General features: G+C 72.4%; 12 protein-coding genes. 3 read left to right on the top strand and 9 right to left on the bottom strand.

Annotated features, from left to right (window positions below; all coding sequences use genetic code 11):
• Positions 1-62: 62 nt before the first annotated feature.
• The gene (locus ACZ7IF_RS09520; protein WP_470965639.1) at positions 63-1358 is read left to right on the top strand and encodes a glycosyltransferase 87 family protein; all 1296 of its coding nucleotides are present in this window, start codon (positions 63-65) and stop codon (positions 1356-1358) included.
• Here the strand turns inward: ACZ7IF_RS09520 and ACZ7IF_RS09525 are convergent.
• The 4 genes from ACZ7IF_RS09525 to ACZ7IF_RS09540 all read right to left on the bottom strand — a co-directional run bounded on the left by ACZ7IF_RS09525 (position 1355) and on the right by ACZ7IF_RS09540 (position 5449).
• Positions 1355-2422 carry a membrane dipeptidase gene (locus tag ACZ7IF_RS09525; protein WP_470965642.1) on the bottom strand — a complete coding sequence of 356 codons (1068 nt, stop codon included), beginning with the start codon at positions 2420-2422 and terminating at the stop codon, positions 1355-1357. The genes ACZ7IF_RS09520 and ACZ7IF_RS09525 overlap by 4 nt on opposite strands.
• A 188-nt stretch (positions 2423-2610) precedes the next feature.
• A complete protein-coding gene (locus ACZ7IF_RS09530; RefSeq protein ID WP_470965645.1) occupies positions 2611-3789 on the bottom strand; it encodes a dipeptidase in 1179 nt (392 codons plus the stop codon).
• Entirely contained in the window at positions 3786-4313 is a 528-nt protein-coding gene (gene purE, locus ACZ7IF_RS09535; protein WP_470965648.1) for a 5-(carboxyamino)imidazole ribonucleotide mutase, read from the bottom strand. Before purE ends, ACZ7IF_RS09530 begins: the two co-directional genes overlap by 4 nt.
• The gene (locus ACZ7IF_RS09540) at positions 4310-5449 is read right to left on the bottom strand and encodes a 5-(carboxyamino)imidazole ribonucleotide synthase (RefSeq protein ID WP_470965651.1); all 1140 of its coding nucleotides are present in this window, start codon (positions 5447-5449) and stop codon (positions 4310-4312) included. Before ACZ7IF_RS09540 ends, purE begins: the two co-directional genes overlap by 4 nt.
• 210 nt (positions 5450-5659) lie before the next feature.
• Here ACZ7IF_RS09540 and ACZ7IF_RS09545 point away from each other — a divergent pair, with 210 nt between their 5' ends.
• Positions 5660-6196, top strand: a complete 537-nt coding sequence (locus tag ACZ7IF_RS09545; RefSeq protein ID WP_470965653.1) for a GtrA family protein — start codon at positions 5660-5662, stop codon at positions 6194-6196.
• A 3-nt stretch (positions 6197-6199) separates the two neighbouring features.
• Here the strand turns inward: ACZ7IF_RS09545 and ACZ7IF_RS09550 are convergent, their stop codons facing one another.
• Together ACZ7IF_RS09550 and ACZ7IF_RS09555 are read right to left on the bottom strand one after the other, a co-directional pair.
• Complete coding sequence (locus ACZ7IF_RS09550) at positions 6200-7465, bottom strand: ATP-binding protein (RefSeq protein WP_470965656.1); 1266 nt, start codon at positions 7463-7465, stop codon at positions 6200-6202.
• Between the two features lie 91 nt (positions 7466-7556).
• Entirely contained in the window at positions 7557-8234 is a 678-nt protein-coding gene (locus ACZ7IF_RS09555) for a response regulator transcription factor (protein ID WP_470965659.1), read from the bottom strand.
• A 471-nt stretch (positions 8235-8705) separates the two neighbouring features.
• Between ACZ7IF_RS09555 and ACZ7IF_RS09560 the strand changes: the two genes are divergently transcribed.
• On the top strand, positions 8706-10226 hold the full coding sequence (locus ACZ7IF_RS09560; RefSeq protein WP_470965662.1) for a peptide MFS transporter: 1521 nt from the start codon (positions 8706-8708) through the stop codon (positions 10224-10226).
• 72 nt (positions 10227-10298) lie between these two features.
• Here the strand turns inward: ACZ7IF_RS09560 and ACZ7IF_RS09565 are convergent, their stop codons facing one another.
• Genes ACZ7IF_RS09565 through ACZ7IF_RS09575 form a run of 3 tightly spaced genes read right to left on the bottom strand, consistent with a single transcriptional unit; the run spans position 10299 to position 13791 of the window.
• Positions 10299-11642, bottom strand: coding sequence for a hypothetical protein (locus ACZ7IF_RS09565; RefSeq protein ID WP_470965665.1), 1344 nt, complete (start codon positions 11640-11642; stop codon positions 10299-10301).
• Positions 11639-12760, bottom strand: coding sequence for a hypothetical protein (locus ACZ7IF_RS09570; RefSeq protein ID WP_470965668.1), 1122 nt, complete (start codon positions 12758-12760; stop codon positions 11639-11641). The genes ACZ7IF_RS09565 and ACZ7IF_RS09570 overlap by 4 nt, the downstream gene beginning before the upstream one ends.
• On the bottom strand, positions 12757-13791 hold the full coding sequence (locus ACZ7IF_RS09575; RefSeq protein ID WP_470965671.1) for a COG1470 family protein: 1035 nt from the start codon (positions 13789-13791) through the stop codon (positions 12757-12759). The genes ACZ7IF_RS09570 and ACZ7IF_RS09575 overlap by 4 nt, the downstream gene beginning before the upstream one ends.
• Positions 13792-13793: the final 2 nt, after the last annotated feature.

The following is a 13793-nucleotide window of genomic DNA, read 5'->3' on the forward strand; positions in this document are numbered from 1 at the left end:
ACCCACTTTTGAACGATCTCAGTCAAAAAAGTGGAATAAATGACTGGGTAGACTCTGGGCCGATGACCACGACCAGCAGCCCCACAGCCAACCCCACCGCACCCGCGACGGCGGCGCCCGCCCCGCGCGGCCGTCGGGCATCCTTCGAAGCGGCCATGCGAGGACGCGGCGCCCTGCTGGGCATCGCCGGCTTCTGGCTCGCCAGCCGGGCCGCGATGCTCTGGATGCTCGTCAACGACTTCTTCAGCTCGAACGTCGTGCGCGTGGAGGTCACCGCGACCTACCACAACTGGTACAACGTCCTCGTCACGTGGACGCTGCCGCAGAACGACATCATGTGGCAGTACCCCCCGGCCGCCGCGGCGATCTTCCTCTCGCCCGACCTGCTGCCGTTCCTCACCTACTTCCAGGCCTTCGTGGCCCTGACGGTGCTCTGCGACGGCGTGGTCCTGCTCGGCCTCGTCCGGGCGGCGCGCAGGAGCGACGGCAGCATGGCCGGCGCCCTGGTGTGGCTGGTGACGCTGCCGATGATGATGGCGACCCCGTTCGCCCGCTACGACATCCAGGTCACCCTGCTCGCGGTCTTCGCGCTGCTCGCGCTGCGCAACCGCCCCAGGGTCGGCGGGGTCATCGCCGGCATCGGCGCGATGGTCAAGGTGTGGCCGCTGCTGACCCTGCTCGGCACCCCGCGCGGCAAGTCGACGCGGGACGCCTTCGTCGCGGCCGCGCTGTCCTGCGCGGCGCTGCTCGCCGTCTTCGCGGCGCTGTTCCGCGACACGCTCGGCTTCCTCGGCAACCAGGGCGACCGCGGCGTGCAGGTCGAGTCCCTCGGCGGCTCCGCGCTGATGGCGGCCCGCCTCCTGGACCTGTGGCCCGGGAAGATCAACTTCCAGTACGGCGCCTTCGAGTACGTCGGCCCGTACGTGTCGAGCATCGCGCGGGCCTCGCTCGGCCTGACCGTGGCCGGCTTCCTGCTGCTCCTGCTGTGGCGCGTCCGGGCCAACCGCTGGTCGAGCGCGACGCCTTTCGACGCCGCGCTCTGCGCGATCATGGTCTTCACGGTCACCAGCCGCGTCATCAGCCCGCAGTACATGATCTGGCTGCTCGGCCTCGCCGCCGTCTGCCTGACCTCCAGGAACACCACCCAGCGTCCGATCGCCTGGCTGCTCATCGCCGCCAACGCGCTGACCACGCTGATCTTCCCGGTCTGGTACGGCTCGGACATCCTCACCAACAGCACGCTCGGCACGGTCCTGCTGTGCACGCGCAACGGCCTCCTGCTCTACGCCACGGTGTGGTCCGGGATCCGGCTGTGGAAGGCGACCGTCCTGCCGAAGCGGGCGCTGGGCTCCCGCTAGGGCGCTCTGCGGTGCTGGGCGGCGCGGGCCGTGAACTCCGCGTCGCGCAGCACCCTCTGGGCGTTGCCCCAGGTCAGCAGGGCCAGGTCGGATTCCGACCAGCCCCGTTCCAGTAGTTCCGCGATCAGGTTGGGGTAGCCCGAGGGGTCCGTCAGGCCGGCCGGGCGGGGGCCGCCCCGCTCGGCGCCGAAGGCCGCGCCGAGTCCGACGCCCTCCGGACCCGCGATCGCCCGTACGTGGTCCAGGTGGTCGGCCACCGCGTGCAGGGAGTCCCCGGTCCGCGTGATGTCGAAGGTGACCATCGCCAGTCCGTTCGCCGCCCGCAGCGCGAGCAGCACCTCGTCCGTGACGTTGCCCGGATGCGGGTTGAGGGCGGCGGCCCCCGTGTTCGAGATGATCACGGGCGCCTTGGACGCCGCCGCGAGCTGGCAGGCCGCGGCCGACGGGCAGCCCGTCAGGTCCAGCAGCATCGCCAGCCGGTTCACCTCCTTGACCACCTCGTGGCCGAAGGCCGTCAGGCCCTCCTCGGCCCAGGGGGCGCCGGCGGGCGCGAGGATGCGGACGCCCAGCGCGTGGAAGGCCCGCAGCGCGCCGAGGGAATCGGTGAGCGTACTGCCGGGGACGGGGCCCAGGAACGAGGCGATCCGGCCCCGGTTGCGGGCGTCGGCCATGTCGTCGGCGCTCAGCGCCAGGCACAGGCTGTCGGAATAGCGGCGCATCAGGGACCGCGCCACGTCGATCTGTTCGAGGGTGTCGGACACCACCTGGTCCGCGGCCGCGTTCTCGCGCGGCCGGCCCGGGGGCACGAGCAGCGTCCAGAACTGGGCGCCCACCCCGCCGGCCCGCAGCCGGGGGATGTCGGTGTCGACACCGGTGTCCGGGGTGTCGATGTCGTGGTACGGACTCTGGCGCAGGGTCCAGACGAGGGTGTTGCACCCGTCCGCGACGGGATGGACGGCGAGCAGCGCGGCTGCGCGGTCCAGGGCGCCGCCCGCGAAGGCGGGGGCGGGGACGTCTTCGGCTCCGACGCCCACGGAGTGGGGTTCATCCTGCAGGTCGGCCATGGCGTTGGCTCCGGTCTCGGCGGCAGCAGGGAGAGAAGATGGTGCCACCGTGACACGTGGGGCGCCGGGGCCGCCCGGCGGATGTGGCGTTCGGGTGGTGCCCCGGTGCGGAGGCGGACTCCGAGGGGGTCACGGCCCGGTCCGGGGCGGGGTCCGGGGGCGGGCCCGGACCCCGTGTGCCGGGGCCGTCAGGGGCGGGCGTTGGACGGGCCGCGGAGCGCCGAGAGCTCCCGGGCCGCCGATTCCGCGTCGCGCAGCACCCGTACCGCGTTGGACCAGGTCAGCTTCGACAGGTCGGCCCGGGACCAGCCGCGTCCGATCAGTTCCGCGATCAGGTTCGGGTAGCCCGACACGTCGTCCAGCCCCGCCGGGGTGAAGGCGGTGCCGTCGAAGTCGCCGCCGATGCCGATGTGGTCGACGCCGGCCACCTCGCGCATGTGGTCCAGGTGGTCGGCGACGGTGGCGGCGGTGGCCACCGGGCGCGGGCGCGCCGCTTCGAACTCCCGGTGCAGGGCCATGGCCTCCGCGGTGGTGTCGAGGTGGTGGAAGCCGTGCGCGCGCAGGTTCTCGTCCGCCGCGAGGGTCCACTCGACGGCGGCGGGGAGGATGAACTTGGGCACGAACGTGGCCATCGCGACCCCGCCGTTGCCGGGCAGCCGCTCCAGCACGTCGTCGGGGACGTTGCGCGGGTGGTCGCAGACCGCGCGCGCCGAGGAGTGCGAGAAGATCACCGGCGCCCGTGAGGCGTCGAGGGCGTCGCGCATGGTCGACGCGGCGACGTGCGAGAGGTCGACGAGCATGCCGATGCGGTTCATCTCGCGCACGACCTCGCGGCCGAAGCCGGTGAGGCCGCCGTGCCGGGGTTCGTCGGTCGCCGAGTCCGCCCAGTCGATGGTGTCGTTGTGGGTGAGCGTCATGTACCGCACGCCCAGCTGGTGCAGGGCGCGCAGGGTGGCGAGCGAGTTGTTGATGGAGTGGCCGCCCTCGGCGCCCATCAGCGAAGCGATCCGGCCTTCGGCGCGGGCCGCCTCCATGTCGTCCGCCGTCAGCGCGCGCACCAGCGAGCCCGGGTAACGGGTGATCAGCTGGTCGACGGCGTCGATCTGTTCCAGGGTGGCGCTGACCGCCTCGTCGCCGCTGTAGTCGGAGCGCACGTAGACGGACCAGAACTGGGCGCCGACCCCGCCGGCGCGCAGCCGGGGGAGGTCGGTGTGCAGGTGGTCCGACTGGTCGCCGGCGATGTCCCGCCGGTCGAGGTCGTAGCGGACCTGCTGGCGCAGCGCCCAGGGCAGGTCGTTGTGCCCGTCGACGACCGGGTACTCGGCGAGCAGCTCCCGGGCCTGCGCCAGCAGGTCCGCCGCGCTCACTTGCCGAACCCGAAGGACTCCGCGCCCGCGACCTTCGTACGCAGCCGCTTGCCCTTCTCCGTGGCCTGGTCGTTCAGCTCCTGCTGGAAGTCGCGCATCCGGCCGAGCAGCTCCGGGTCGTGCGCGGCCAGCATGCGTACGGCCAGCAGGCCTGCGTTGCGCGCTCCGGCGACGGAGACGGTGGCGACGGGGACCCCGGCGGGCATCTGGACGATCGACAGCAGCGAGTCCATGCCGTCGAGGTACTTCAGCGGGACCGGTACGCCGATGACGGGCAGCGGGGTGACCGACGCGAGCATCCCGGGCAGGTGGGCGGCTCCGCCCGCGCCCGCGATGATCGCCTTCAGGCCCCGGTCGGCGGCCTGCTCGCCGTACGCCACCATCTCGCGCGGCATGCGGTGGGCGGAGACGACGTCGACCTCGTAGGGGATCTCGAACTCGTCCAGTGCCTTGGCGGCGGCCTCCATGACCGGCCAGTCGGAGTCCGAGCCCATGACGATGCCTACGACGGGGGAGGTGCTCATTCGGTGATCGTTCCTCTGAGGTAGCCGGCTGCGTGACGTGCGCGCTCCAGCACATCGTCCAGGTCGTCGCCGTAGGTGTTGACGTGGCCGACCTTGCGGCCGTGTTTCACGTCCTTGCCGTACATGTGGATCTTCACCTGCGGGTCGTGGGCCATGCAGTGCAGGTACGCCGCGTACATGTCGGGGTAGTCACCGCCGAGCACGTTCGCCATGACCGTCCAGCGGGCCCGGGGGCGCGGGTCGCCCAGGGGGAGGTCCAGGACCGCGCGGACGTGGTTGGCGAACTGGGAGGTGACCGCACCGTCCTGGGTCCAGTGACCGCTGTTGTGCGGTCGCATGGCCAGTTCGTTGACGAGGATGCGGCCGTCGGTGGTCTCGAACAGCTCCACGGCCAGGTGGCCGGTCACGTCGAGTTCCCTCGCGATGCGCAGGGCCAGGGCCTGGGCCTCGCCGGCGAGGGCTTCGGAGAGGTTGGGGGCGGGGGCGATCACCGTGTCGCAGACCCCGTCCACCTGGATGGACTCGACGACGGGGTAGGCCACCGCCTGGCCGTGCGGGGAGCGGACGATGTTGGCCGCGAGCTCGCGGACGTAGTCCACCTTCTCCTCGGCGAGGACCGGGACGCCCGCCTTGAAGGGGGCCTCCGCGTCCTCGGGGGTGCGGACGAACCACACGCCCTTGCCGTCGTACCCGCCGCGCACCGTCTTGAGGATGACGGGGAACCCGCCGACCTCTTCCGCGAAGGCCGCCACGTCCGCCGGATCGCTCACGATCCGGTGGCGGGGGCTGGGCGCGCCGATCTCGTCGAGCTTGGCGCGCATCACCCCCTTGTCCTGGGCGTGCACCAACGCGTCGGGCCCCGGCCGGACGGGGATGCCGTCCGACTCCAGGGCCCGGAGGTGCTCGGTGGGTACGTGCTCGTGATCGAAGGTGATCACGTCGCAGCCGCGCGCGAAGGCGCGCAACGTCTCCAGATCGCGATAGTCGCCGATGACGACGTCGCTCACGACCTGGGCCGCCGAGTCCTGTGGGGTGTCACTGAGGATCTTGAATCTGATGCCGAGGGGGATACCCGCCTCGTGGGTCATGCGGGCGAGCTGACCGCCGCCGACCATGCCGACTACCGGGAACGTCACGCCTCCAGGGTATCCGCCGGTATTCCGCCATTCGGACGGGACCCTGGCGCGGACCCGCCGGTGGGCCCCGGAGGCCTCGTGTGCCGTGCGTCGCACGGGGTGCCGGGGCGCAGACTCCCGCCACGGGGGACACTTAGCATGGTGTGGTTGACGACATCGGGTGACGCGCCGCCTCGGGGCGACGACGACGGACAGGGACTGAACCATCACATGAGCAGCACGCCGAACGCCGTACCGCTGTCCGAGCGCTTGCGCGGTCTGGCCCGGGAGGTCGTCAAGTTCGGAGCGGTCGGCGGAGCGGGCGTCCTGGTCAACTTCGGCGTCTTCAACCTGCTGCGCAGCACGACCGACCTTCAGACGGTGCGTGCGAACGTGATAGCCATCGTGGTCGCGATCATCACGAACTACGTGGGGTTCCGCTACTTCACCTACCGTGACCGCGACCTGGGCAGCCGGCGCCGCGAGATGGTTCTCTTCGCCGTGTTCAGCCTGGTCGGCATGGTCATCGAGAGCGGTGTGCTCTACGTGGGCACGTACGGCTTCGGCTTCGACAGCTCGCTCGCCAACAACGTCTTCAAGTTCGTCGGCATGGGCGTGGCGACCGTGTTCCGCTTCTGGTCCTACCGGACCTGGGTCTTCAAGGCCCTGCCCACGCCGGCCGCGCACTCGCTGGTCGTCGAGCAGCGCGACGGGCACGAGGCGCCCGCCTCCCCCCGCACCCCCGCGCCCGCGGCGAACCAGGGCTGACGGCTACCTGACCGTACGCTCCGGCTCCGCGCGCTCCGGGGCGGTGCGGCTGAGGAAGAGCGCGAACACCGGCGGCCGGCTCTGGAGGAGTTCCAGACGGCCGCCGTCCGCTTCCGCGAGGTCCCGGGCGACGGCCAGGCCGATGCCGGTGGAGTTGCGGCCGCTGATGGCCCGCTCGAAGATCCGGTTGCCGAGGTCGGCCGGGACGCCGGGGCCCTCGTCCGTGACCTCGATGACGGCCTGGTTGCCGGTCACGCGGGTGCGCAGGGCGACGGTGCCGCCGCCGTGCATCAGCGCGTTCTCCACGAGGGTCGCCAGGACCTGGGAGACCGCCCCAGGGGTGCCCACGGCCCGCATGCCGGTCTTGCCGGAGCGGACCACGGCCCGTCCGGCGCTGCGGTAGGCGGGCCGCCACTCCTCCACCTGCTGTTTGACGACCTCGTCCAGGTCGAAGGGGACCGCCGAGCCGGTCCGGGGGTCCCGGGAGTTCGTCAGCAGCCGCTGGACCACGTCCGTGAGCCGCTCCACCTGGGTGAGGGCGATGCTCGCCTCCTCCCGCACGGTCTCCAGGTCGTCGGTGACCGTGATCTCCTCCAGCCGCATCGACAGGGCGGTGAGGGGGGTGCGCAGCTGGTGGGAGGCGTCGGCGGCCAGGCGCCGCTCGGCGGTCAGCATGCGGGCGATCCGCTCCGCGCTGGAGTCCAGTACGTCGGCGACCCGGTCCAGCTCGGGGACCCCGTAGCGCTTGTGCCGGGGCCGCGGGTCGCCGGAGCCGAGCCGTTCGGCGGTCTCGGCGAGGTCGGTGAGCGGGGAGGCCAGCCGGTTGGCCTGGCGCACGGCGAGCAGTACGGCCGCCACGACGGCCAGCAGCGCCACCGCGCCGACCACCGCCAGGGTGCGCCCGACCTCCTTGGTGACGGTGGCGCGGGACTCCTCGACCACCACGAGCAGGCCGTGCTCGCCGCGCGCGGTGCCCCGGATGACGCTGTCGTCGATCCGGTCGCCGACCTCGAGCACCGGCCGGCCGGGGATGGTGATGCGGGCGTACGTGCCGAGGTCGAGCTGCTCGGCGATGGCGCCCGCGTCGACGGGCTTGTGCTCCAGGGCGTCCGCCTCGACGATGCCGAGCAGCCGCAGCGCCTCGGAGCCGATGCGGTCCTGGGCGCTGCTGGTGATGGTCCGGGTCTCCACGATGACGAGGGAGACCCCGAACACGGCGATCACTACGAGCACCACGGCGAGCGTGGAGTTGATGAGGCGGCGGCGCATGCCTTAGAGGATGCCCGATGGCCCGGAGGGCGGAGCGTCGGCTCTGCTCCAAGGGCCGGCTCTTCCCGAAGGGCCGGCTCTTCCCGAAGGGTCAGCTCTTCTCGAAGCGGAAGCCGACGCCCCGGACGGTGGCGATGTAGCGGGGGTTGGCGGCGTCGTCGCCCAGCTTCTTGCGCAGCCAGGAGATGTGCATGTCGAGGGTCTTGGTGGAGGACCACCAGGTGGTGTCCCAGACCTCGCGCATCAGCTGGTCGCGGGTGACGACCCGGCCGGCGTCGCGGACCAGGACGCGGAGCAGGTCGAACTCCTTGGCGGTGAGCTGGAGCTCCTCCTCCCCCATCCAGGCGCGGTGCGATTCGACGTCGATGCGCACGCCGTGGGTGGCGGGGGCCTGGCTGGCCTCGGTGGCGCCGCGCCGCAGCAGGGCCCGTACGCGGGCCAGCAGCTCGGCGAGGCGGAAGGGCTTGGTCACGTAGTCGTCGGCGCCGGCGTCGAGGCCGACGACCGTGTCGACCTCGTCGGCGCGGGCGGTCAGCACCAGGATCGGGAAGCCGTGGCCCTCGGCGCGCAGTCGCCGGGCCACCTCCAGGCCGTCCATGCCCGGCAGGCCCAGGTCCAGGACGACGAGGTCGATGCCGCCCTGCAGTCCGGCGTCCAGGGCGGAGGGGCCGTCCTCCCGGACCTCGACCTCGTACCCCTCCCGGCGCAGGGCGCGGGCGAGGGGTTCCGAGATGGATGCGTCGTCCTCGGCGAGCAGTACACGCGTCATGTGGGTGATGGTAGTCCGCGGCGGCTGAAAGCAGGCGCTTGCCCGCACACCCCTCTCGAACTGGGGTTATGAACTACTATCCGCCTTCGAACATGACGGATCGGTTCCCCGGAAGCCTGTGATCCATCTCTCAAGGCCTTCCATATCCATCGGTGCCCTGTCGTATGGTGGCGGAACGCCCGATGCACTATCGAGGGGACATCTGCGCTCAAATCCGAGCCAAGAACCTCAAATTCTGCTCTGGCCGGTTGGTTCCGGCCCAGATGACAGTGAATGACCTATGGGCCGGGCCCGGCGCGCGAGGAGGCGCGCAGGGCGTGGATCCCGGTTACGGCTGCCCCGTCATCCCGCCATAGCGGGACACGAGACCCCAGGGCGTGGGGTGGGACTGCCGTCGCCGGTGCCGGCCACCCCCCACCGGGCGCTGATCAGCTCACGAAGCCAAGCGTCCCGAGCAAGCAAGGATCGACCATGGCTTCCAGCCTGACGAAGGACTCGGCGACTCCGGCGCCCGAAAAGACCTTCCTCGGCCACCCCGTTGGCCTGGCCACGCTGTTCATGACCGAGATGTGGGAGCGATTCTCCTACTACGGCATGCGTGCGCTTCTCGTTCTGTACCTGGTCTCCGGCGGTGTCGACGCCGCGACCGGCAGCCAGGGCGGAGGCCTCGGCTACACCGCGGCGACGGCCACGGCGATCTACTCCGTGTACGTGGCGCTGGTCTACCTCATGGCGCTGCCGGGCGGCTGGTTCGGCGACCGCGTCTGGGGCGCCCGCAAGACCGTCGCCATCGCCGGCGGCGTGATCATGGCGGGCCACGTGGCGCTCGCGCTGCCCGGCCAGATCTCGTTCTTCACCGGTCTGCTGCTGGTCGCGGTCGGCTCCGGTCTGCTGAAGGCCAACATCTCCACGATGGTCGGCCACCTGTACAAGGGTGTGGACGACCCGCGCCGCGACAGCGGCTTCACGATCTTCTACATCGGCATCAACATGGGTGCCCTCCTCGCCCCGGTCGGCATCGGCATGGTCGGCGAGCTCGTGAACTGGCACCTCGGCTTCGCGCTCGCCGCCGTCGGCATGGGCATCGGCCTCGCGGTCTACCTGCTCGCCGGCCGCACGCTGGACCCGAAGAGCAGCCTCGTCCCGAACCCGCTGAGCCCGGCCGAGCGCAAGGCCGTGATCGTCAAGGCCCTCGCGGTCCTGGCCGTCATCGCCGTGTTCTACACCGCCGTGACCATGGCCGACATGTTCACGATCAAGTGGGCGCTGTACCCGATCACCATCGCCGGTCTGATCATCCCGGTCGCCGTTCTCGTCCGCATCAAGCGCGACAAGGACCTGACCCCGGGCGAGCAGACCAAGATGAGCGCCTACATCTGGTTCTTCGTGGCCGCCGCCGTCTTCTGGATGATCTACGACCAGGGTGGTTCGACCCTGTCGCTGTTCGGTGACAAGAACTCCGAGCGCAGCCTGTTCGGCTGGGAAATCCCGACCGTCATCTTCCAGTCGCTGAACCCGGCCTTCGTGGTGGCCCTGGCCCCGGTCTTCGCCGCCGTGTGGCTGGCCCTGGCCCGCCGCAACCGCGAGCCCAGCACCATCGTGAAGTTCTCGGTGGCCCTGGTCATCGTCGGCGCCTCGTTCTTCGTGTTCGCCATTCCGCTGAACCAGACCGCCGGCAACGACACCAAGGTCACCATGTGGTGGCTGGTGCTGATCTTCCTGATGCACACCGTCGCCGAGCTGTGCCTGTCGCCGGTCGGCCTGTCGGTCACCACGAAGATGGCGCCGCAGAAGTACTCGTCCCAGATGATGGGCGTGTGGTTCCTCGCCGTCACCGCCGGTGACTGCGTCACCGGTCTGCTCGGCCTGGCCGACGTGAAGATGAACGGCGTGGGCGTGATCCTCTTCCAGGCGGCCGCCGCCGTGCTCGCCGGTCTCGCGATCTTCATGTACCGCAAGAAGGTCGACGCGCTCGTGGGCGACACGAACTGAGTCACCCCGCGCGAGCGGTGAACGGCCCGGCACACCGGAAGGTGTGCCGGGCCGTTCTGCTGTCCGCGCCGGTCAGCGGGTGCCGCGCAGGCGGCGCCACGGCGTGAAGGTGAAGACCGCCCCGCCGAGCAGGATCACGGTGCCGGCGACCAGGGCGAGGGCCTTGACGCCGCCGTCGTCGGCGGCGCCGGTCTCGGCGAGGCCGCCCGCGGCGCCGGAGCTGCCGGAGGCCGCGGAGCCCGAGGAGGCGGAGCCCGAGCCGCCCGGCTGGGCGGTGGTGTCCAGCTCCAGGGAGACGCCGCTGCTGGCCGCCTTGCAGGGCACGTTGATCGGGGTGGAGCCCGGGGCCATCGTGACGTCGATCGTCAGCTGGTCGGGGCTCAGCGTCACCTTGCCCGACTTGCCGGGCTTGTAGGTGCCGGTCATGTCGCTGAGGCTGACCGGGGCCTTGTCCGGGATCGGCTCGGCGTTGGCCGGGCCGGTGACCTTGACCTTGCCGCTGTCGGCGCCGCCGAGCTTGATGTCCATCGAGGGCTTGAGGGCCCCCGCGGGCAGGGCCATGGGGGCGGCCATCGCTCCCTTGGCGGTCTTGACCGTGAGGTCGTAGGCGCCGCTCGCGTTCTTCTTGGCGTTGACGGTGACCGGGGTCTTGATGCCGCCCGGGACGACCGCGCCGCAGTCGTAGGCCACCTCGACCGCCTTGCCCGGGAAGTCGGTCTGGCCGCCGCTGCCGCCGGAGGAGCCGCCCGAGGTGGTGGTCGAGCCGCCCGTGGTGGTGGAGCCGCCGGTGCTGGCGCCCCCGGTGGCCGAGCCGCCCGTCGTCGTGCCGCCCGTCGTCGTGCCGCCGGTGGCCGTGCCGCCGCCGCTGCTGCCGCCGTCCGTCACGTCGATGACCGCGCCGCCCTTCACCTCGCCGACCGGGGCGCACTTGGTGACGAAGGTGCCGAAGGAGAAGGTCACCGCGACCTCGTACTTGCCGGGGGTCACGGTGATCTTGCCGGCCTTGGTCAGCTTCAGCTTGCCCTTCATGGTGGACATCACCATGGGGGCCTTCTTCGGGATCTCCGGGTTCTTCTTCTCCCCGACGACCTTGACCTCCCCTCCCCCGCCTCCGACGGTGAGCCAGCCGGTGGGCTGGACCGAGTCCTTCGGGATCACCATCAGGTCGGTGTTGTTCGAGGCCGGTTTCACCGTCTCCCACGACACGTCGACCTCGTCGCCGACCTTGGCCGTGGCCGGTGCGGTGATCTTGGCGGTGGTCTCGCCCTCCACCGGGTCGCCGCCGCCGGCCGGCGGTACGCACTTGACCTTGAACGTGGCTTCGGCGGCCTGGGCGGGGGAAGCCGCCACGGCGATACCCGCGCCGCTGAGCAGCAGCGCGGCCAAGGCCGCGCTCGCCCTCCGTTGGGTCTTCACGATGGTCCCTTCGTCGTCGGACTGTGATCGGACGGTGCGGATGTCTGTGGGGGGCCTGCGTCCCGCGGCTCCGGCCCGGATTCCGGCGGCTGCGGCTGCGGCTGCGGGGTGAACCACGGGAGGGCCGGCGGCGGGGCCCCGGGAGCGCCGGCGGCGGTGACCCCGGGCAGGCGGGCGGTCACCGCCCAGGCCGGGTCCGGGGCGGCCTTCGGCCCCCGGTGGCGGCCGGAGGCCCCCGCGCGGGGGCGGACCCTGTCGACGACGGCCATGCCCGCCCGGAAGAGCGCCGTCGGGATCACCACCAGCAGCAGGCCCCAGAAGAGCAGCACCCCGTACGGGCGGTCCACGCCCCAGGGCTGGGCGGCCAGGACCGTGTCCCCGTACTTGAGCGAGACGGTGTAGTCGCCGTGGGCGCCCGCCGGCAGGGCCACGTCCAGCGCGACCTCCGCCTTGCCGCCGGGCGGGATCGTCCCCTTCCAGCGGGCCTCCTCCCACACCGGGGCGAAGACCCCCCGCGCGGTGCCGAGCTGGAACACGGGGTCCTTGACCGGGGCCGAGCCGAGGTTGCCGACGGTGGCGGTGAACTTGCGGCCGGGCGGGGCGCCGAACCAGGTCAGCACCCCGTCCTCGCCCTTGAGGCGGACCCCCGTCAGCATCGCGAGCCGGGCCGTCCCGGACTCGGCGGGCAGCTCGGCCACCGGATGACCGGTGATCCTGATCGGCACGGCCACCGTGGACTGGTCCCCGTTGACGGAGGTCACGTTGACCACGCAGGGGCAGGGCTTGGGCGGCTCCGCGACCGGCAGACGGGCGGTGAAGCGCCCGTCGTCGGTGACGGAGACGGCCGCTCCGTCGGCGTTGGCGCAGCTGTTGGTGCCGCCGATCATGTTCTGGCCGCAGACCAGCAGCATGACGAGGGTCTTCGCCCGCCAGCCGGTGCCGGTGACCGTGATCTCGGTGCCCTTGGCCGCTTCCTGGAGGGAGAGCGTCGCGGCGGGCTCGCCCTCGGCCGCAGCGGCCGGGGCGGCCGCCGGGAGCAGCGGGAGCAGCGCCAGGGCGAGTGCCGCCAGGGCCGCGCCGAGGGGGGATGCGGCCTTCGGGCCGGCCGTGCGGCTCACCTGGGTGCTCCCGTCAGCTCGTGCTCGTGCTCGTCGTGGCCTTCCGCGTCCCCGCGGGCCGGTGCCGGTGCCTGGGGGCTCCCCGGCGCCCCGGGTGCCGCTTCGCGCCGGGTGCGCCGGGCGCGCCGGGCCCGTACGAGGAGCAGCGCGGCCAGGGCGCTCCCGCCGAGGGCGAGCAGGGCGCCGGCGGCCAGGCCCGCGCTGCCGCCGGGGGCCAGCCACGCCGGGGCGGTGGCGGTGGCCGGGGCGGCGCCGGGGGCGGTGGCGGTGAGGGTGAGGGCGACCCGGTCGACGACCGGGGCGCCGGGCCAGGGTTCGCTCAGCCGGGCCCGCTGGCCGGGCAGCAGCTCGACGGGCAGGGCGCGTGCGGGCCGGGCGGGCAGCTCGTGCAGGGTGCCCTCGGCGCTCAGGGCGAGCTCGGGGGCGAGGGCGACGTTGCCCCGGTTGACCAGGGTGTAGTCCACGACGGTGGCCGCGCCGTGGCCGCGTACGGAGACGTCCTCGACGGTGAGGGCGGCCACTGCCGGTCCCCCGACGCGCAGGTGGATCCGTACGCCCGCCTCGCGGCCGGCCTCGGTGGCGACGACGGCGGCCGGGTGGTCGCCGGGCGGGGCGGCGGGCGGCACGGTGACGGTGAAGGGGACCACCGCGCGGGTGCGGGGCGGGAGCTTCACGGTGGCGGCGCCGCCGAAGCTGATCCAGGAGCCCGCGCCGGAGGCCCCCGGCGCGGCGGGGCGCACGGCGAGGGCGCCGTCCGGGGTGTTGTAGGCGTCGGCCCCGCGCAGGGTGACGGTGTGCTCGCGGTCGCCGGGGTTGTCGAGGGTGAGGCGGTCCTCCAGGACGGTGCCGGCGGGGCCCGCGAGGTAGAAGTACGGGCGCGCGGAGCCGGGTCGGGCGGTGGCCGGCCCGGCGGTCCAGCCGGGCGCGCCGGGCTCGCCGGCGGCCGCGGCCGGGGCGCCGTACAGGGTGGCGGCGGCGAGGAGTACGGCGCCGAGCCGCTGGAGACCGCGTCGTCTGGGGTCGTGGAGCACGG

The sequence above is a fragment of the Streptomyces sp. NPDC037421 genome, assembly GCF_055602105.1.

Coding starts and splice junctions, on each gene's coding strand:
- ACZ7IF_RS09520 (WP_470965639.1), top strand. CDS start 63: ATGACCACGACCAGCAGCCCCACAGCCAACCCCACCGCACCCGCGACG.
- ACZ7IF_RS09550 (WP_470965656.1), bottom strand. CDS start 7,465: ATGCGCCGCCGCCTCATCAACTCCACGCTCGCCGTGGTGCTCGTAGTG.
- ACZ7IF_RS09545 (WP_470965653.1), top strand. CDS start 5,660: ATGAGCAGCACGCCGAACGCCGTACCGCTGTCCGAGCGCTTGCGCGGT.
- ACZ7IF_RS09525 (WP_470965642.1), bottom strand. CDS start 2,422: ATGGCCGACCTGCAGGATGAACCCCACTCCGTGGGCGTCGGAGCCGAA.
- purE (WP_470965648.1), bottom strand. CDS start 4,313: ATGAGCACCTCCCCCGTCGTAGGCATCGTCATGGGCTCGGACTCCGAC.
- ACZ7IF_RS09560 (WP_470965662.1), top strand. CDS start 8,706: ATGGCTTCCAGCCTGACGAAGGACTCGGCGACTCCGGCGCCCGAAAAG.
- ACZ7IF_RS09555 (WP_470965659.1), bottom strand. CDS start 8,234: ATGACGCGTGTACTGCTCGCCGAGGACGACGCATCCATCTCGGAACCC.